Consider the following 17,470-nt stretch of genomic DNA (forward strand, 5'->3'; position numbering starts at 1 on the left):
TACGTGGATTATTCTCACTTCACAAGACAAAATATTGTCAGCATAGATTTAAGGATTTGTTCGGTATTTTTATGTTGTTAGCCCCTTTTTGATATATATCGGTGAGAGCCATCAGTAGATATTTCCTTTTGTTCAGATTTTTATTTTTAAAATAATAATTTTGCTATTAATTGATTCTGGAGAAATAGCCTTTCTGTTTTATCAGGTTATTTCGGCACAAGTGACGGAGGCTTTATCACCGATTAAAAATTACATTTTTTACGTGTAAATAATTCATGCTTATACTTTATTGCTCATCTCATTTTTACCTCTTTCCTTTATTAGTTACTTAAAAACAATGAGTTATAAAGTTGGCACATGGTTTGCTCCTAGGGAAGTGCAACGTCAATAAAGGAGAATTACCATGAATAACATCGCAGCTAAAATTGTACTTACGTCAGTTCTTGCTACTTCATCTACAGCAGTCTTAGCGAGTGATAAATGGGAAAAAGAATCCATGGACGCTTGGCTAGATGGTAAAGCTGAAACCACACTACTGCTAAACAGTAACCTCAACTCTTTTGATATCAATACCGATGTTGAGAATCAGGTCGTTACCCTTTCTGGTTCGGTAAACAATGATCTTGAAAAATCACTTGCCGAAGAGCTTGTTACTGGTCTTGATGGTGTGAAAAAAGTAAACAACGAATTGTCAGTAGTGAATGAAGGCAAGAAAGAAACTGATTCAGAAGCTTTAGCTACACTGACCGATTCTAAAATCACGACTATAGTTAAAACGCGCCTACTAATGGATACCAATGTGAGTGGTACGGATATTGATGTAACGACGGAACGCAAAACGGTAACGTTGGCAGGTAAAGTTAATTCAGATGCGGAGCATGATCTTGCAATTTCAATTGCAAATAACACCAATGACGTAAATAAGGTGATTGATAAGCTAGAAGTGGTTCAATAATAGCGAGCCGAGTGATTTAACCCACTTTTATTAGGAGGTAACACTATGGTTCGTTGGATGTTTATTTTTCTGGCACTGGCACTAATTTCTGCACTATTAGGCTTTACCGGTATTGCAGGAGCTGCTGCCTCTATCGCGCAAGTGATATTTTACCTATTCCTATTGTCATTAATTGTATCAATAGTGATTGTTCTGCTGGGAAGAAAAAACGTAAATAGATAGGAGATTTCATGCGACTTACGTCATTTATTTACCGTATCGCCGCAGTATTCGGTTTGGTGTTTGCGTTGGCAGCTTGTAGTGAAGAAGGGCCAATGGAACAGGCCGGCAAAAAGATAGATGAAGCCGCCGAAGAAACCCAAAATGCGATTGAAGATGAATGTGAAAACATTAAAGAAAATCTAAACGCTGAAGACCAAGACTGTTAGCCGAATCAGGTTAGGTTTTTTACGCATAGCTATGTAAGAGAGGGGCGGTCAATCACCGCCCTTCCTTTTGTCCCAATTGTTTACAATCAGATAAGGAGTCAAAGATGAAAAACATATTTGATGTACTGAAAGAGAGTCATGAAAAGCAGCGCCTTTTACTCGATGCTCTGATGGAAACGTCTGGAGATTCCCCTGCTCGTGAAGAGTTTTACCACAACCTTAAAGAGGAACTCGAACAGCACGCAGCGGCAGAAGAGCGATTTTTCTACGCGCCTTTAATAGATAGCGATAAGACCATTGATCTCACTCGCCATGGCATCGCAGAGCATCATGAAATTGATAAAGTGATTGCACAGCTTGATGCAACCGATATGAGCTCGCCAGCGTGGCTCAACCTAATGAAAACCTTGCGTCACAAAGTGTTGCACCATCTTGAGGAAGAAGAGCAGCGTTTCTTCCAGTTAGCCGGTAAGGTAATGACCGATAAGCAGAAAATGAAACTAGCGGATGGTTATGTTGAAGAGATGGCAAGCTAGGTAGAGTGTTGGACCTTTTCGTGCCATTTCGGCACGGGAAGGCACTCAATCAAGGCGTTTACTCAAGTTCATGTATCCAAGCTCAATCCCCCGTGTATTCTAACTTCCACTAAAAAGTGCACTCGCTGAAGGCAAGGAGAGCGAATGTTTATCATCAAATATTATATTCTTGGCGCTCTGATCAGTTTATTGGCCGCTATCTATACGCCTCAAATTATCGTTAGTCTGCTGTTCTTGTGGATATCTCTTTCTTTAGCGTTGGTCAGCGTAGCCTACGTATTCGACATTCCCTCTATTTTTAGAAAAAACCAAGATGGCAAGATTGTCAGATGGATTCGCTGGGCATTCATCCCATTTTTATTGGGGGCTAGAGCGTATAACGCCTGGGAAAGACGGCGTGATACAGTACCTCCAATCCAAAAAGTCAGCGACAATTTATACCTATCTCGCCGTTTGTTTCAGAGTGACTTAGATTTTCTCGAATCCAATGAGATCTCTTGTATTGTCGATGTCACTGCAGAATTTGCAGGCCTTGAAAGTGCGATGACCGACAAGCAGTTTCATTACCTTTCGATTCCGGTACTCGACCACAAAGCCCCAACGCTAGAGCGCCTTCGCCATGCGATTAACTGGATTGATACTCAAATCTCGTGCTCGCGGGCTGTGGTTGTGCATTGTGCGTTAGGGCGTGGTCGTTCAGTGTTTGTTGTGGCGGCGTATTTACTGAGCAAAGACCCGTCACTGACGGTTGAATCTGTGATGAAAAAAATCAATGACGTACGTAGTACCGCGAGATTAAATAAATTACAGATTAGGACGTTACGAGCGATCAGTGAAAAAGGCGTACTGGGGCTGGATCAATCCACTTGGATGGTGGTTAACCCTGTTTCAGGTGGCGGCAAATGGGAGGAAAACGAACAGCACTTGATTCGTGAGCTAACCCAAAAATATCGCTTGAGTATTCATCAAACCACCACAAACCTCAGCGCCGAGCAGCTAACACAACAGGCAAAAGAAAGTGGAGCTAAGCAAATCATCGTAGCTGGTGGCGATGGCACAGTAACAGAGGTGGCTAGCCAATTGGTGGATACCGACCTAAAACTCGGTATTGTTCCGCTCGGAACTGCCAATGCGTTATGTCATGTGCTCTATGGCGTTGGCGCCAAATTCTCACCGGTCGAAAAAGCGTGTGAAGCGTTGCTTGGCGGACACTGCCAACGTATTGATACTGCGGACTGCAATCAGCGGCTTATTTTATTGGTCTTAGGTATTGGGCTAGAACAGAAGATGATCGAGCACGCTCAGCGAGAAGAGAAAAATGTTTTTGGACAACTCGCTTACCTCACTGGCTTTTTTAATGCTGTAGTGGCGGAAGAAACGCAAGCTTTAACCGTTTCGTTAGACGCTCCAACTGAAGATGGAAACCACGACAATAATACACAAACGCTTGAAGTCCATAGTTTTGTCGTTGCGAATATCGCTCCATTTAGTACGTTGCTTGCCCAAGGTGGTGATGCGCCGCAGCCTGATGATGGCAAGCTGCATATCACATATTTAGATAACACCGAGTCTTTAGGCGGACGTCTTATCGCCTTGTCGGATCTGACATTAACGAGCGTAGGCGCACAGGAAGAATCGACACATTTTCAATACGCGACGGCTCAGAGCGTCACTATTTCTGCGAATAAACCGATTGAGTATGTGATTGATGGTGAACTGTATTCTGATGAGCAACTGGCAATCAAGCTGCGTCCAAAGTCATTGAACGTATTTGTTCCAAGCCAGAGACGTAAATCAGCTTCGCTTTAACACTGTAATCCGCGGATAACGCGCCATTTGCTTCGTATTCTACATGGCGCTTTTTCTGTGTTGTTTGATGATTTGGTGTGCGTCGTAAAAAGGCTATTAAGGTCGCTGCGTAGATGCAGCGGCTTTTGTCTATCTACACCTTTTTATTAGGTTGATTGGGGATGAGGGTTAAACAAAGTGAAGAAAGAAGGGCGAGTATAATTACTCACCCTGAGGTAAGTGCTTTTCAATTTCATCGTTTTCAACTTGTAAAGCAGCTAACCAATAAGAAACAAGTGCGGTTAAGTTGGTGTCGTCAATGGCTCTAAGCAGGGCTTTTAAATCATCTAACAGTAATTTATTCATAAAATGCATTTCTTTGTAATTACCTAGCTCGGCAACGCCGTATTCGGTGGCATTTTCTGCAATGAATTGTTCACCATCTTGGTCGAAAAACAGCTTCGCCATCTTTTTGATCATCACTTTTTCTATTTTCACGAATCGATATGCCGCTCTTGCGAGTGTCATATGTGATTGCGGGTTAACGAGAGGCAAACACGTTTGGCGATGGTGTGTCATTTTTACGAGTAGCTCCCTTACTCGATTGTTATCCAATGTCATAGTGACCTCTTTATTTATGACTATTGTCGTGGGACATTTCTCGTGATGGTTATGTTAATGCGCCTGTGGGCTTGTCAGAAATGGCCAAAGCAAGTTGGCCATTTCTTTGATCAATACCGAGCTTTATTGCAAAGGCGACCACCAAGTTTTAGCTAATAAGGCTGATGCTGCTGAGTTTTTCTTTGCAGCTTTTTATATCGCTACGAACTTTCAGCAGAACCGAGTTATCCGCCTGCTCTGGGTGGGAAGTAATCAAATTCTCAATCTCTTTGAGTACCTTGCTTTCGACACCTTCAAGCTGTTCTAAATACATAGACTCTTTGTCAGAGGACACTTCCTTCATCACGTCGCTGTAGACCTCACGCGCCTTGATGGTGTAGGAAACCGGAGTGTCGTCGGCAGATTCTTCATTGTTACTTGCTAGAGAGTAGGGAGTGAGCTCAATGACTGCACGCTCACGTACTCTGAGCAGTTCTACCAACACATTATTCAAAGAAGTGTTGTCAATGTTCTCGATGGCCTTGTTGTAAATTTCATTTCCGCTTTCGATAAGCTCAATGATTGAGGCGATGTTTTCATTTTTCATATGCCACTCCTTATTTACTGGTGATAGGGGTGTTTGAGCGTATGGAATACAAACACGATGTTTCATCTTTAATTGCAGGTTGTATGCCAATGAATTTTAAGTCTTATTAATCAGTGACTTAATGTCTTTTTTTTGCAATAACTTGCTAACAGTCGGTAAGGCGCTAAGAAAAAATTACAAGAATGGCGGGGAAAGCCTGGAAAGAATTACACGTACAGATACGGATTTTTATCGAAATAAAAATAAAATAAATAAAAAACAATAACTTAAAATTCTGGCATGGATATGGCTTTGTAGGGAGTAAGTGAGGTCAAACATTGTTTCACTTGATTCACTATTCAACTCATTAATGGAGGCTAGTTATGGCTACTACAAAAGAAAGCACAGTAAAACCTCAAGAGCAGTTAGAAGAAGCATATCACTTAGCGGAACAAGCCACGACGGAAGCCGTTGGCGCGATGAAAGATCAAGCCAAAGAGAAGCTGGATGTCGGTGCACAGCAAGTTCAGCAGGCGACTAAGTCGGCAGAAAATGTAATCAAGGAGCGCCCATTGCTGAGCATAGGCTGTGCCTTCCTTGCTGGTTGGGCGGTTTCGAAGCTGATCAAATAATAGTGGTCACCAAGGATTAAGCCACACAACAGAAAGGCGAGGCTTCACATGAATAACTCAGGGCAAGTTACCAATCAGCAATCAGGCTCGGCGGCTTCAGACAGCGGCCGAGCCCCTGATGGGGCAGAAGAACAGGATATCCAACAAACCATTAATGGTTTGAGCAGCATTCTTGCGCAATTGGACCAACTGACGAAATCGCTAAAAGCATGGTCAGGTTCAACGTTGGATTTGTTCCTCTTGGAGATGAAAGTTAACGTGTCCGCAGTGCGTCAGATTTTGCTGTGTACCGTTGTTTTTACTCTATTGTCGGTATTGTTCGTATTCAGTTTGTGCCTTGCCTCTGGGGTGGTGGCTTATCAGTTAACTGCCAACGTGTATGTTGCCGTGGGTGTATTTATCACATCATTAGGCTTGGCATTATTTGCTTTAGCCTGGTGGCAGAAGCGTTTAGTTGGATTTCTTGGATTCAAAAATACGACAGAACAATTACAGGAGGGGTGGGATGCGCTCGCTACAAAAGCTCAATCGAGCCATGCGGATCAAGCGGATGGAAGGTAAAGCGTCTCTAGAGCAATGCTGTTTGTCGATGGAAATGTTCACGTTTACCACCAAGAAGTTTGTGAGAGAAAACCCTTGGACGACATTAGGCATTAGTGCTGTCGTTGCCGTTACCGCAGCAAAAGCAGGTCGATTGTCTCGACTGACTTCTTCTATTTCGTCAATGGGGCTATTGGTTAGCAGCGTGTCTGATATTACCGATTCGCTCACAAAGCCGGTCGCGGCAGCTTCTCTGGATGAGTCAGATGCGGAGCAAAATGGAAATGCAGCAACACAAGTAAGCAACGCTGCGACGACAGAGGGCGAACCACTCTAATAGCGGATTTCACCGCAAAATTTTCTTACCGATTCTGAGCTTATTATGACAGCGAAATTGAACATTCCTGCCAACACTGCGATTGGTGCAACGCTTCTCGTCCTGTTACTCGTCCCAGGGCTGTATTTTGCCAAGCCAATATTGTTACCTATTGTGCTTAGCACCTTTATTTCTCTGCTGTGCAGCCCTTTCATTAATTATCTTGAAGACAAAGGTTTACCACGTGCTATTACCGTCGTGTTGACGCTGTCATTCCTCGTTGGCGCCTCAATTATTGGTCTTGCCGCCATGTCGGAGCCCGCCAAGCAATGGTGGTCTGAGCTGCCCAGTATCGTGAAAAATGTGTCGCAAGAAGTAAGCGAAGTTACTAAAGCTTCGGCTGATCACCTTAATACTCCATTGAATATCGCCAACGATATGAGTATGGATGAGGTCGGGAACAACACCGTATTTTCTTTGGTAAAAACGCTCGCGACCACGACGCCGACGATTTTGACACAAGCGATGATCGTGCTGTTTATGGTTTACTTTATGCTCAATCATGGACGAAGCTTATTTCGAAAGTCAGTGTCTTACTTACATGGGTTCGCCAAACAGCGCCAAGCGATTGAGTTGGTCAAAGCGCTACAGAAAGACCTATCTCGATACATTGGCACCATCACTTTAGTGAATGCTGGGCTGGGGTTGAGTGTCGGGGCCGTGTTTTTTGTTCTAGGCCTTGAAGATCCATTTCTATGGGGCGCATTTGCAGGCGTGATGAATTTTGCGCCGTACCTCGGCCCTGTCATATCCATGGTGAGCTTTGGCTTTGTTGCTTATCTTCAGTTGGAGTCGGTCAGTTTTATGCTGACGGTGGTGTCTATCTATTTACTGCTCAATTTGATTGAAAGTCAGTTTGTTACACCAACACTATTGGGGAAAAGGTTTAACTTAAACCCGTTAGTGATTTTTGTTTGGCTTGTTTTTTGGGGCTGGCTTTGGGGCGGAATGGGACTATTGATCGGTGTGCCGTTGCTGGTTTGTATCAATATTTTGGTTGATCGTCTAGAGCTATGCCAATCAACCCAAAATCAAGCAAAGCAAATCACCTCCGCGGACGTGGCACCGCGAGAGTGACTTGAGGGTCAAGCTGGTTCAACGAAACAGTTTTCCAGCGCTCACTGGCTGACTAAATAAATATCCCTGACCATAAATACAGCCTTTTTCGAATAAGTAATCGGCTTGTTCCCGAGTTTCTATCCCTTCCGCGACGACTTTCAACGACAGCGTTTTTCCCATGGCAATAATGGCATTCACAATCGCGTTGCTGTCGCTATTACTTGGGACATCACTGACAAATGAGCGGTCAATTTTCAGTTTGTTGATTGGCAAACCTTTCAAGTAAGACAAAGACGAATAGCCAGTTCCAAAGTCATCCAGAGAAATCTCAATACCCAGCTCTCGTAATTGATTTAACGATGCAATGGCTTGTTGAGGGTCGATCAGTAAAAAGCTCTCTGTGATCTCCAAATCTAACCGTTGGGCAGGGTATCCGGTGTTATCGAGGATAGTACTTAATCGCTGAATGAAATTTGACTGCTGAAGCTGCAACGCAGAAACATTGACGGCGATTTTGCCAAACTCGATGCCTTGGTCCAGCCAAGCATTACCTTGCAAACAAGCTTGTTGTAACACCCACTCACCAATGCTTTGAATCAGCCCTGTTTTTTCTGCAATTGGAATAAAGTCTGCTGGTGGTACAGGGCCAAACTCTGGATGCTGCCAGCGTAATAAAGCTTCCACGCCGACAATCGTATTTTGTTCCAAATTGTATTGCGGTTGGAATTCTAACCGGAGTTGTTGTTTTTCTATTGCTTGATGCAAAGCGGATTGAATGCGTACATGGGATACGGATTTATCGGTCAAATCCGGTGAGTAAAACGCGTAGCCGTTGCGTCCATTTTTCTTCGCTAAGTACATCGCGGTGTCTGCGTTTTTCAGTAAGGTTTCACTGTCTTGACCGTCTCTTGGGTACAAGGCAATACCAATACTGGTCGAGACACGAAGTGAGTCGTGGTTTGCCAAGTCGAATGGTTGCTGGAATACGCTTAGAATATCGCCGACGGTTTCCAGTAAGGCAACATCACTATGGATGTCTGGCAAAATAATCACAAATTCATCGCCGCCAATGCGAGCCACATGCGCATTGAGGTGAAGCACATCTTGCAGACGAATCGCTAACTTAGACAGCAATTGGTCACCACAGAAATGGCCCATGCTATCGTTGATGTGTTTGAAATGGTCGATATCTAAGAATAGGGTGGCAAACGTCTGCTGGTTTTTGTGTCCGGTTTCGATGTGTTGCTCAAGTAAGCTGAGTAAATGGGTTCGATTAGGTAGATTGGTTAATGGATCGTAAAAAGCCATGCGTTGTAGCTTTTCTTCGTGTGCCTTACGCACAGAGATATCTTCAAACACACAAATGTAGTTAATAAGGTGGTTTTTATCGTCCATTACGGCGCTAATGGTCGCTAATTGCGGATAAATGCTGCCATCTTTCTTTCTGTTGATGAATTCGCCTTTCCATTGGCCTTTGTTTTCGAGTTGATGCCACAACTGTTGATAGAAACCTTGATCATGATGGCCTGAGCGCAGAATTCGTGGGTTTTTTCCTATCACCTCTTCAGAGCGGTAACCTGTAATTTGGGTAAAAGCCGTGTTTACATCAATGATGTTGGCATTGCGGTCTGTAATGACCATGCCTTCTTGCGAATTGTTGAAAATTTGGGACGCTAAGGAGAGCTGCGTTTCTACCATTTTTCGGCGGGTGATGTTACGTGTCATCCCCAGAATGCCGATTAAGTTTCCCGCATGATCACGGACAGGAGACTTAATGGTTTCTAGCCAAGTGGGGTTATTGTTTTCATCAATTTGACGGCATTCTTCAACAATATTTTGCGTGCCAGTGGCTACCACCAATTTATCGGCATCAATGAATTTTTCCGCACGTTCATGGCTAAACAGGGCAAAATCGTCTTTGCCAATGATTTCACTGTTGGTTTTTTGCCACGCATTTTCTACGCTTCGATTGGTCATCGAATAAAGACCATCCATGCCTTTTATCCATACGTGGTCTTCAAGGCAGTCGATAAACTCTTGTAGTGTTGGTGTTGGCTTTATTTCCGCGCTTTGATGTCGCGTTTGTTCTTGCTGACAGTGCAAGTTGATATCAAAGCTGATCCGCCCCGCGATTGCGCTTAGCCATGCCGAAACAACCGTTGATTGATCATTAGGGTGAGTCAGTGTCAGTACGGCAAGCAATTCGCCATTAGGTAGCCAAATCGGTCCAATGCTCAAGGTTTGCTCTTCAAAGGGGGTATGGCTAACTGTAAAATCTGTCGGCGTAAAGTGATCGACAACTTGCGTTATCACATCGACGATAGCACGATGATTTTGGGTTGAGGTGGACACCTCAGTCGATAGCCACTGCTGAGTATCGCTCAGAGTATAAAGCTGTCCCTGAGCTTGAGTTACATTACAGCATTGTCGCAGAACGTGTTGCCAGTCTGCCATCAAAGGCGAAGGAATAGCGAAGCGAAACATAATTAATAACGAGTCCTAAATCGCCCAAAGGTAATTATATTAGAATCTAGCGTAAGCTATTGGGCTTTGTGAGTATCGTATCCAACGCGTAGCTAAATCCTAGCAGCGTAAAGTGCTTTCTATCATTAAAATGTTATCTATATCTCTTTTTTATCCAACTTATTGCATCGTTTTTTAGGGCTTTTGATAGGTGATTAAGAAGCGTTTACCGCTTTGGTTTTCTTGCCCCATGAGACTTGCTGAATGACTAAGCCACTGATGATCAATACCAGGCCAATCAAGGTTGAAGGATGAATTTCTTCGCCGATGATGGTAGCTAACAACATGAGTGAGATAAATGGAGAAGCAAAGATCAGATTACTGATACGCGCGGTGTTTTGCGTTGATTTGAGTGCGCTCAGCCACAAAACGAAAGTGATCCCCATTTCAAACAGTCCGACATACGTCACCGCTGCCCAGCCTTTAGCTGAGATCATCTGCCAGTCAGCACCTTCATAAAGACTTAAACCAATGGCGAATGGAATAGCGACCAAAAAGCCGAGCAGAACGCCAACCACAGGGTCCGCCTTATTTTTGGTATTTAAAATCCAGTAACCGGCCCACAGCAGTGTTGATAGCAGCGCAAGACCAACACCCAACGGGCTCTCAAATTCCATGCCTAAAAGATTGCCTTGTGTGGCAATCACTATCACGCCGACATAACTAAAACCGCAAGCCAGCCAGTCCTTACCACGGATCTTTTGTCCTAAGAAAACAGCGGCCATTAGCGTTAAGGTGATGGCCCAGCTGTAGTTGATCGCTTGAGCCTGAGATGCGGGCAGCAAGTCATATGCTTTGAACAGAATAACGTAATACGCCAAAGGGTTAATCAACCCAAGCAGTAGGTAATACCAAGGGTTTGAGAAAAATGTAGCGCTTAACTGGCCCAGTTTACCTTGCACACCACAGATTACTGTTAGTGCAATCGCAGAGACGATGCTGGCAATGCATAGCATTTGAATCGGCGTAAATTCTGCCAGCGTGAGTTTAAATGCGGTTGCAACGGTAGACCAAAGTAATACTGCTGAGAGCCCAAATCCTAGGGCGCGACGCTCGTTCATGATGCCTCTGCGTGATGATGTGCCGCTCGGTTTGGATAATTTGAGCGGAAGAAAGAATATTATAGGAAGGCCTAGTGTATGCGAGGATTTTTCATCCAACAAACTGGACATTTATCCAGTGTCTAAATACCATTGTTATAGATACAAAACACAGGCTAACTCGCTATTATGCAATGGATTCTTGAGTACCAATCTCTCATTCTCTCTTCTCTTTGTGCTGCCACGCTTAGTGGTGTCGCTGCCGGTTGGTGGGTGAAACAGCGTTTTATCACCCAAACTCAGCTTCTCGAGCAACAACTTTTTTCAGAAAAACAGCTTCATCAACAGCAACTTGAACAGGTCAAGCAAAGCCTTGCCGATGCTCAGCAAGAGTTGGATGAATTAGATGATGAGCGTGATAAAGCCGCGTTTGAAGTACGCCAAACACATGGAAAGCTGATGGCAGCAATGGAAAAACTGCGTTACTTCGAGGCTGTAAAGCAAGAGCGCCAGCAATACTTTGATGAGCTTGGTCAAATGCGTGAACACAAATCACGTCTAGAAACGCAACTGCGTGAACAGCAAGCTCGCCATGAGCAAATTAACCAAGCTAATGCCGAAAAACTGCAAATTTTAGAACAAGCAGAAGCACGCTTGAAACAACAATTTGAGCACTTGGCAAATCAACTGTTTGAAGAAAAAACAGCGAAGGTCGATTTGCAAAACCGTCAGAGTTTAGAAGGCTTGTTGTCACCGCTTAGAGAACAGTTAGAAGGGTTCAAAAAGCACGTTAATGACAGCTTTAGCCAAGAAGCTAAAGAGCGCCATACCTTAGTGCATGAGCTGAAAAACCTGCAACGTTTGAACGAGCAAATGACGCGCGAAGCGGTTAATTTGACCCAAGCGTTGAAAGGGGACAACAAACAGCAAGGTAACTGGGGCGAAGTGGTGCTCGCTAGGGTACTTGCCGAATCTGGCTTGCGTGAAGGGCACGAATATCAGACTCAGGTGAACTTACAAAATGAAGCAGGCAAGCGTTACCAACCTGATGTCATTGTGCATCTCCCACAAAACAAACAAGTGGTTGTGGATTCTAAAATGGCGCTGGTTGCCTATGAGCGCTACTTCAACGCCGAAACTGATGCTGAGCGCGATCAGGCTTTGAATGCGCACTTAGCTGCTCTACGTGCACATATCAAAGGGTTAAGCATGAAGGACTACCACAAACTCAAAGGTATTCAGAGTTTGGACTATGTTCTGATGTTTATCCCGGTTGAGCCGGCGTTCCAAGTCGCGATTCAAGCCGATCCGAGCTTGATTAAAGACGCGATGGAGCAAAACATCATTTTGGTGAGCCCAACAACGTTGCTGGTGGCATTGCGCACCATTGATAATCTATGGCGCAATGAACGCCAAAATGAAAACGCCAAAATGATTGCGCAGCGTGCGACAAAACTCTACGACAAATTACGATTGTTTGTAGACGACATGGAGGGGCTCGGCGGTGCGCTGGATAAGGCGAATCAAAGCTATCAAGGTGCGATGAACAAGCTTGCCACAGGGCGCGGAAATGTGATTCGCCAAGCCGAAAGCTTTAAACACTTGGGAGTTGAAATTAAACGACCGATTTCTTCCGACCTCGCGCAGTTAGCGCAGAGTGATGCATTTTCAGAAAATGACCCGTTAGTAGAAAGACATCCGGCTGAGGATAAAGTAAACTAATCGCCCGCAGTGCAGTGGGCGATTTTATTTGTCAACAAACGCCCCGTAGAGGAAAGCGCTGCCTAAGAGGAATTAGAATGACGGACACAAGTTTGCAATCCAATACAGCGTTAGAGAATGAAACCACTCACTTTGGTTTCTCTACAGTGGCAAAAGACGAAAAAGTGACTAAGGTTGCCGAAGTATTCCACTCCGTGGCAACAAAATACGACATCATGAATGACCTGATGTCTGGTGGTATTCACCGCCTTTGGAAGCGCTTCACTATCGATTGTAGTGGTGCTCGCCCTGGCCAACGTATTCTTGACCTAGGTGGTGGTACGGGTGATTTGACGGCGAAATTCTCGCGCATTGTTGGCGATGAAGGCCATGTCATCCTTGCCGATATCAATAACTCAATGCTTAACGTTGGTCGCGATAAACTGCGTGACAACGGTATTGTGGGTAACGTGCATTATGTTCAAGCCAACGCAGAAGAACTGCCGTTCCCTGATGATTATTTTGATGTTATCACCATCAGTTTTTGTTTGCGTAATGTGACAGACAAAGACAAAGCGCTTCGTTCAATGTTCCGCGTACTGAAGCCTGGCGGCCGTCTATTGGTGTTGGAATTTTCAAAACCAGTGCTAGAGCCGTTATCTAAAGTATACGACGCATATTCATTCCACTTGTTGCCGAGAATCGGTGAGCTAGTTGCGAATGACTCAGAGAGTTACCGCTACCTAGCGGAGTCAATCCGTATGCATCCAGACCAAGAAACGCTGGAAGGCATGATGCAAGACGCAGGTTTTGAAAACACCAAATACTACAACTTAACTGGTGGTATTGTGGCTTTGCATCGCGGTTATAAATTCTAAGGGTTAACGGCATGCCATTTGAACCACTTATCACCGCTGTGATTGAAACGTCACTGAATACACTGATCAAAGACGACCCTGCATTGGGCCGTCGTTTAGCGCGTCTAAAAGGTCAAGTTATTCAAGTTCACCTGAAAGAGATCAATAAAACACTGACATTCGTTTTTAGTCAGCAAATTGATGTGCTTGGTCATTACGAAGGGCAGCCTAACTGCTATCTATCGCTCAACTTGAGTGTGTTACCAGAGCTGCGCGATCAGGCCAACATCACTCGTCTTATTAAACAAGATAAACTTGAACTCGAAGGCGATATTCAATTGGCGCAGAAATTCTCTCAGTTGATGGTGGATTGCAAACCAGATGTTGAAGAGTGGTTGTCTCGCGTGACTGGCGATGTCGCCGCACATACCTTTGTGCAAGGTTCAAAAAACATCGGCAACTTTCTTGCGTCTCAAGCAGAAAAACACCAGCGTCATCTTGCGCAAGTAGTGACTGAAGAATGGAAACTGGCTCCCGCTCCGTTAGAAGTGGCCTATTTCTGCGACCAAGTTGATGAGGTTCGCAGCCAGGCTTCTCGCATTGAAGCTCGTTTAACGGCTTTGCTGAATAAGCTGGATGCAGATAAGCCTGCATTGGAGAAACCATGACGCCAGCAGAACTAAAGCGCTTATACCACATCGCCAAAGTACAACTGGAATACGGCTTAGATGAGCTGCTTCCCGATCACCAACTGACCAAAGCGCCGCTTTTACTGCGCAAAAGCTTGTTTTGGATTAAGAACAAGCACCCAGAAAAACCACTCGGTGAACGTCTGCGTTTAGCACTGCAAGAGCTGGGGCCGGTTTGGATTAAGTTCGGTCAGATGATGTCGACGCGCCGTGACTTATTTCCTCCGCATATCGCTGATCCCCTAGCTTTACTTCAAGACCAAGTCGCGCCTTTTGATGGCGAGTTGGCAAAAAAGCAGATGGAGCAAGCATTAGGTGGTCCGTTAGAAAAATGGTTTACCGAGTTTGATATCAAACCACTGGCGTCTGCGTCGATTGCTCAGGTACATACTGCGCGCATAAAAGACACTAACCAAGAAGTGGTATTAAAGGTTATCCGCCCAGATATTCGCCCAGTCATTGATTCAGATCTAAAACTGATGCACCGAATGGCGCGTATAGTCGCCGGAGCGATGCCTGAAGCACGTCGTTTAAAACCAGTTGAAGTCGTGCGTGAATACGAGAAAACCCTGCTTGATGAACTCGACTTGCGACGTGAGGCGGCGAATGCCATTCAGTTGCGCCGCAACTTTGAAGGCAGCGAAGAATTATATGTTCCTGAAGTTTTTCCCGACTTCAGTAATGAAACTGTCATGGTTTCTGAGCGAATATATGGCATTCAAGTCTCTGATATTGAAGGCTTGAAAGCAAATGGCACCAATATGAAATTGCTCGCGGAACGCGGTGTGAGTGTGTTCTTCACTCAGGTGTTCCGAGACAGCTTTTTCCATGCTGATATGCATCCGGGTAATGTGTTCGTCAAACCCGAACATCCAGAGAACCCAATGTGGATAGGGCTAGATTGCGGAATCGTTGGTACACTTAATAGCGAAGACAAGCGTTATCTGGCGGAAAACTTCCTGGCGTTTTTCAATCGTGACTACCGCAGAGTGGCGGAGTTACATGTGGATTCAGGGTGGGTGCCTGCGGATACCAATGTCGATGAGTTTGAGTTCGCGATTCGCATTGTGTGTGAGCCTATTTTTGCTAAGCCATTGTGCGAAATCTCCTTTGGTCATGTGTTGTTGAATTTGTTCAACACGGCACGTCGATTCAATATGGAGGTTCAGCCACAACTTGTACTGTTGCAAAAAACGCTGTTGTACGTGGAAGGGCTTGGTAGGCAGCTATATCCTCAACTTGATTTGTGGGAGACCGCAAAACCATTCCTGGAAGAATGGATGATGAATCAAGTTGGGCCGCAAGCTCTAGTGAATGCGATTAAAGACCGCGCACCATTTTGGGCAGAGAAATTACCTGAACTGCCAGAGCTACTTTACGATAGCCTGAAACAAGGTAAAGCGATGAATCAACGTATGGATCAGCTTTATCAAGGGTATCGCCAGAGCAAGCGCCAGCAGGCGACAGGAAAGTTTTTGTTTGGCGTTGGCGCGACTTTAGTCGTATGCTCGGCAATATTGGTGAACGATGCTTTTGAGCAGCTTTCGTTGGCCTGCGGTATCGCAGGTGTCACATTTTGGCTGCTTAGTTGGCGAGCTTATCGTCAATAGACGTTAAACTCTTGAAATATTTTTGTTTGTTTAAAGACCCGAGGTAAAGAGAATGGGTGGTATCAGTGTTTGGCAACTTCTAATCATTGCTGTAATTGTTGTATTGCTATTCGGAACAAAGAAACTACGCGGTATCGGTGGCGATCTGGGTGGTGCCGTTAAGGGCTTCAAAAAAGCGATGAGCGAAGATGAACCTGCGAAAAATGACAAAGACGCAGACTTCGAACCAAAAAGTCTAGAAGAGCAGCAGAAAAAAGAAGCTGCTCCTGAAACGAAAAAAGACAAAGAGCAGGCGTAAAACGTGTTTGATATCGGTTTTTGGGAACTGGTATTAATATCTGTTGTTGGTCTGGTCGTTCTTGGGCCGGAGCGTTTGCCTCATGCTATTCGCAGCGTGTCTCGCTTTATCGGTGCCGCTAAGAGTATGGCAAATAGCGTCAAAGACGAATTGTCACACGAGCTGAAAGTCCAAGAGCTGCAAGAAAACTTGCGCAAAGCAGAACAAATGGGGATGGATGATTTGTCCCCTGAGTTGAAATCTTCAGTTGAAGAGTTGAAGAAGGCAGCGCAATCTGTAAATCGTCCTTACGCAAAGAACACCGATTCAGAGGCTGAGCCTGTAAAAACAGAGCCAGCAGCAGAAAAGGTAGAGAAAGCGGAAGAGAGCAAGGTTACAGCGGCAGATAAGAAAGCCGAATAGTCTCATTAGGAGGAGCTACTAGTGATTGGTAGCTCCTTTTTGATCTGGTTTTTAATAAGAGGTTTGCCATGTCTACCGTCGAGCAGACACAACCTTTAATTAGTCATTTGTTGGAGCTTCGCAACCGACTACTGCGTTCAATCCTCGCAGTGTTGGTCGTGTTTGTCGGACTAATTTATTTCTCTAACCACATTTACGAGTTTGTTTCCGCACCTTTAGTAGAACGTCTACCTGAAGGCGCGACCATGATTGCTACGGATGTAGCGTCACCTTTTTTTACGCCACTTAAGCTGACGTTAATTGCTTCGGTATTTATTGCGGTGCCGTTTATCTTGTATCAAGTGTGGGCATTTGTAGCGCCAGGTTTGTACAAGCATGAACGTCGATTGATCATGCCACTGCTGTTCTCTAGTTCGCTATTGTTCTACTGTGGAGTGGCATTTGCCTACTTCGTGGTATTTCCATTGGTGTTTGGCTTCTTTACCGCCATCTCTCTTGGTGGAGTAGAGTTTGCAACTGATATCTCGAGTTATCTCGACTTTGTGCTGGCGCTATTTATGGCGTTTGGTATCGCATTCGAGGTGCCTGTTGCGATTATTTTGTTGTGTTGGACTGGGGCCACTACACCAGAAGACTTAAGACAGAAACGTCCTTATATTATAGTGGCTGCGTTTGTCGTAGGTATGGTGTTAACGCCACCAGACATGATCTCGCAAACCTTACTCGCTATTCCGATGTGTTTACTGTTTGAAGTCGGTTTGTTCTTCGCGCGTTTTTATACTCGTCGAAGCGAAGAAGTAGAAGCGGAAACCGAAGAATAAGGCTAATCTAGTGACCCGTCCTGATATGG

General features: G+C 44.8%; 20 protein-coding genes. 16 read left to right on the top strand and 4 right to left on the bottom strand.

The window, feature by feature from the left end; genetic code table 11:
- Positions 1-403 precede the first annotated feature (403 nt).
- The 5 genes from KJB35_RS12885 to KJB35_RS12905 all read left to right on the top strand — a co-directional run bounded on the left by KJB35_RS12885 (position 404) and on the right by KJB35_RS12905 (position 3,728).
- Complete coding sequence (locus KJB35_RS12885; RefSeq protein WP_005379174.1) at positions 404-955, top strand: BON domain-containing protein; 552 nt, start codon at positions 404-406, stop codon at positions 953-955.
- A 45-nt stretch (positions 956-1,000) separates the two neighbouring features.
- Entirely contained in the window at positions 1,001-1,177 is a 177-nt protein-coding gene (locus tag KJB35_RS12890) for a DUF1328 family protein (protein ID WP_005379177.1), read from the top strand.
- Between the two features lie 8 nt (positions 1,178-1,185).
- Positions 1,186-1,383 carry a hypothetical protein gene (locus tag KJB35_RS12895; RefSeq protein ID WP_005379178.1) on the top strand — a complete coding sequence of 66 codons (198 nt, stop codon included), beginning with the start codon at positions 1,186-1,188 and terminating at the stop codon, positions 1,381-1,383.
- A gap of 104 nt (positions 1,384-1,487) precedes the next feature.
- A complete protein-coding gene (locus tag KJB35_RS12900; RefSeq protein WP_005379185.1) occupies positions 1,488-1,919 on the top strand; it encodes a hemerythrin domain-containing protein in 432 nt (143 codons plus the stop codon).
- Between the two features lie 144 nt (positions 1,920-2,063).
- Complete coding sequence (locus KJB35_RS12905; RefSeq protein ID WP_005379192.1) at positions 2,064-3,728, top strand: diacylglycerol kinase family protein; 1,665 nt, start codon at positions 2,064-2,066, stop codon at positions 3,726-3,728.
- A 201-nt stretch (positions 3,729-3,929) separates the two neighbouring features.
- On the opposite strand, the gene KJB35_RS12910 is transcribed toward KJB35_RS12905, so the two are convergent.
- Together KJB35_RS12910 and KJB35_RS12915 are read right to left on the bottom strand one after the other, a co-directional pair.
- A complete protein-coding gene (locus KJB35_RS12910; protein WP_005379193.1) occupies positions 3,930-4,328 on the bottom strand; it encodes a hypothetical protein in 399 nt (132 codons plus the stop codon).
- Positions 4,329-4,476: 148 nt separating this feature from the next.
- Positions 4,477-4,914: a DUF2383 domain-containing protein gene (locus KJB35_RS12915; protein ID WP_005379194.1), complete on the bottom strand. Its 438-nt coding sequence runs from the start codon at positions 4,912-4,914 to the stop codon at positions 4,477-4,479.
- A gap of 362 nt (positions 4,915-5,276) precedes the next feature.
- Here KJB35_RS12915 and KJB35_RS12920 point away from each other — a divergent pair, with 362 nt between their 5' ends.
- Genes KJB35_RS12920 through KJB35_RS12935 form a run of 4 tightly spaced genes read left to right on the top strand, consistent with a single transcriptional unit; the run spans position 5,277 to position 7,518 of the window.
- The gene (locus tag KJB35_RS12920; protein WP_005379196.1) at positions 5,277-5,525 is read left to right on the top strand and encodes a hypothetical protein; all 249 of its coding nucleotides are present in this window, start codon (positions 5,277-5,279) and stop codon (positions 5,523-5,525) included.
- Positions 5,526-5,573: 48 nt separating this feature from the next.
- A complete protein-coding gene (locus KJB35_RS12925) occupies positions 5,574-6,086 on the top strand; it encodes a phage holin family protein (RefSeq protein ID WP_005379198.1) in 513 nt (170 codons plus the stop codon).
- Entirely contained in the window at positions 6,076-6,402 is a 327-nt protein-coding gene (locus KJB35_RS12930) for a hypothetical protein (protein ID WP_005379200.1), read from the top strand. The genes KJB35_RS12925 and KJB35_RS12930 overlap by 11 nt, the downstream gene beginning before the upstream one ends.
- A 45-nt stretch (positions 6,403-6,447) precedes the next feature.
- Complete coding sequence (locus KJB35_RS12935) at positions 6,448-7,518, top strand: AI-2E family transporter (protein WP_005379202.1); 1,071 nt, start codon at positions 6,448-6,450, stop codon at positions 7,516-7,518.
- 18 nt (positions 7,519-7,536) lie between these two features.
- Here the strand turns inward: KJB35_RS12935 and KJB35_RS12940 are convergent, their stop codons facing one another.
- Together KJB35_RS12940 and KJB35_RS12945 are read right to left on the bottom strand one after the other, a co-directional pair.
- Positions 7,537-9,984, bottom strand: a complete 2,448-nt coding sequence (locus KJB35_RS12940) for an EAL domain-containing protein (RefSeq protein WP_005379207.1) — start codon at positions 9,982-9,984, stop codon at positions 7,537-7,539.
- Between the two features lie 194 nt (positions 9,985-10,178).
- The gene (locus KJB35_RS12945) at positions 10,179-11,084 is read right to left on the bottom strand and encodes a DMT family transporter (RefSeq protein ID WP_005379208.1); all 906 of its coding nucleotides are present in this window, start codon (positions 11,082-11,084) and stop codon (positions 10,179-10,181) included.
- Between the two features lie 168 nt (positions 11,085-11,252).
- On the opposite strand from KJB35_RS12945, the gene rmuC reads away from it, so the two are divergent.
- From rmuC to tatC, 7 genes are all read left to right on the top strand, one after another.
- Positions 11,253-12,785, top strand: coding sequence for a DNA recombination protein RmuC (rmuC, locus tag KJB35_RS12950; RefSeq protein WP_033905890.1), 1,533 nt, complete (start codon positions 11,253-11,255; stop codon positions 12,783-12,785).
- A 77-nt stretch (positions 12,786-12,862) separates the two neighbouring features.
- A complete protein-coding gene (gene ubiE / locus KJB35_RS12955) occupies positions 12,863-13,642 on the top strand; it encodes a bifunctional demethylmenaquinone methyltransferase/2-methoxy-6-polyprenyl-1,4-benzoquinol methylase UbiE (RefSeq protein WP_005379210.1) in 780 nt (259 codons plus the stop codon).
- Between the two features lie 11 nt (positions 13,643-13,653).
- Positions 13,654-14,289, top strand: a complete 636-nt coding sequence (locus KJB35_RS12960) for an SCP2 domain-containing protein (protein ID WP_005379213.1) — start codon at positions 13,654-13,656, stop codon at positions 14,287-14,289.
- Entirely contained in the window at positions 14,286-15,920 is a 1,635-nt protein-coding gene (gene ubiB, locus KJB35_RS12965; RefSeq protein WP_005379226.1) for a ubiquinone biosynthesis regulatory protein kinase UbiB, read from the top strand. The genes KJB35_RS12960 and ubiB overlap by 4 nt, the downstream gene beginning before the upstream one ends.
- Before the next feature lie 52 nt (positions 15,921-15,972).
- Complete coding sequence (gene tatA, locus KJB35_RS12970; protein ID WP_005382958.1) at positions 15,973-16,218, top strand: Sec-independent protein translocase subunit TatA; 246 nt, start codon at positions 15,973-15,975, stop codon at positions 16,216-16,218.
- A gap of 3 nt (positions 16,219-16,221) precedes the next feature.
- Complete coding sequence (gene tatB, locus KJB35_RS12975) at positions 16,222-16,620, top strand: Sec-independent protein translocase protein TatB (protein ID WP_005382959.1); 399 nt, start codon at positions 16,222-16,224, stop codon at positions 16,618-16,620.
- A gap of 68 nt (positions 16,621-16,688) precedes the next feature.
- Positions 16,689-17,441 (top strand): twin-arginine translocase subunit TatC, encoded by a 753-nt coding sequence (gene tatC, locus KJB35_RS12980; protein ID WP_005379234.1) that lies wholly within the window; start codon positions 16,689-16,691, stop codon positions 17,439-17,441.
- Positions 17,442-17,470 lie beyond the last annotated feature (29 nt).

Source organism: Vibrio sp. D431a (genome assembly GCF_030248655.1).
Lineage (GTDB): Bacteria > Pseudomonadota > Gammaproteobacteria > Enterobacterales > Vibrionaceae > Vibrio > Vibrio alginolyticus.

Coding starts and splice junctions, on each gene's coding strand:
- KJB35_RS12885 (WP_005379174.1), top strand. CDS start 404: ATGAATAACATCGCAGCTAAAATTGTACTTACGTCAGTTCTTGCTACT.
- KJB35_RS12890 (WP_005379177.1), top strand. CDS start 1,001: ATGGTTCGTTGGATGTTTATTTTTCTGGCACTGGCACTAATTTCTGCA.
- KJB35_RS12895 (WP_005379178.1), top strand. CDS start 1,186: ATGCGACTTACGTCATTTATTTACCGTATCGCCGCAGTATTCGGTTTG.
- KJB35_RS12900 (WP_005379185.1), top strand. CDS start 1,488: ATGAAAAACATATTTGATGTACTGAAAGAGAGTCATGAAAAGCAGCGC.
- KJB35_RS12905 (WP_005379192.1), top strand. CDS start 2,064: ATGTTTATCATCAAATATTATATTCTTGGCGCTCTGATCAGTTTATTG.
- KJB35_RS12910 (WP_005379193.1), bottom strand. CDS start 4,328: ATGACATTGGATAACAATCGAGTAAGGGAGCTACTCGTAAAAATGACA.
- KJB35_RS12915 (WP_005379194.1), bottom strand. CDS start 4,914: ATGAAAAATGAAAACATCGCCTCAATCATTGAGCTTATCGAAAGCGGA.
- KJB35_RS12920 (WP_005379196.1), top strand. CDS start 5,277: ATGGCTACTACAAAAGAAAGCACAGTAAAACCTCAAGAGCAGTTAGAA.
- KJB35_RS12925 (WP_005379198.1), top strand. CDS start 5,574: ATGAATAACTCAGGGCAAGTTACCAATCAGCAATCAGGCTCGGCGGCT.
- KJB35_RS12930 (WP_005379200.1), top strand. CDS start 6,076: ATGGAAGGTAAAGCGTCTCTAGAGCAATGCTGTTTGTCGATGGAAATG.
- KJB35_RS12935 (WP_005379202.1), top strand. CDS start 6,448: ATGACAGCGAAATTGAACATTCCTGCCAACACTGCGATTGGTGCAACG.
- KJB35_RS12940 (WP_005379207.1), bottom strand. CDS start 9,984: ATGTTTCGCTTCGCTATTCCTTCGCCTTTGATGGCAGACTGGCAACAC.
- KJB35_RS12945 (WP_005379208.1), bottom strand. CDS start 11,084: ATGAACGAGCGTCGCGCCCTAGGATTTGGGCTCTCAGCAGTATTACTT.
- rmuC (WP_033905890.1), top strand. CDS start 11,253: ATGCAATGGATTCTTGAGTACCAATCTCTCATTCTCTCTTCTCTTTGT.
- ubiE (WP_005379210.1), top strand. CDS start 12,863: ATGACGGACACAAGTTTGCAATCCAATACAGCGTTAGAGAATGAAACC.
- KJB35_RS12960 (WP_005379213.1), top strand. CDS start 13,654: ATGCCATTTGAACCACTTATCACCGCTGTGATTGAAACGTCACTGAAT.
- ubiB (WP_005379226.1), top strand. CDS start 14,286: ATGACGCCAGCAGAACTAAAGCGCTTATACCACATCGCCAAAGTACAA.
- tatA (WP_005382958.1), top strand. CDS start 15,973: ATGGGTGGTATCAGTGTTTGGCAACTTCTAATCATTGCTGTAATTGTT.
- tatC (WP_005379234.1), top strand. CDS start 16,689: ATGTCTACCGTCGAGCAGACACAACCTTTAATTAGTCATTTGTTGGAG.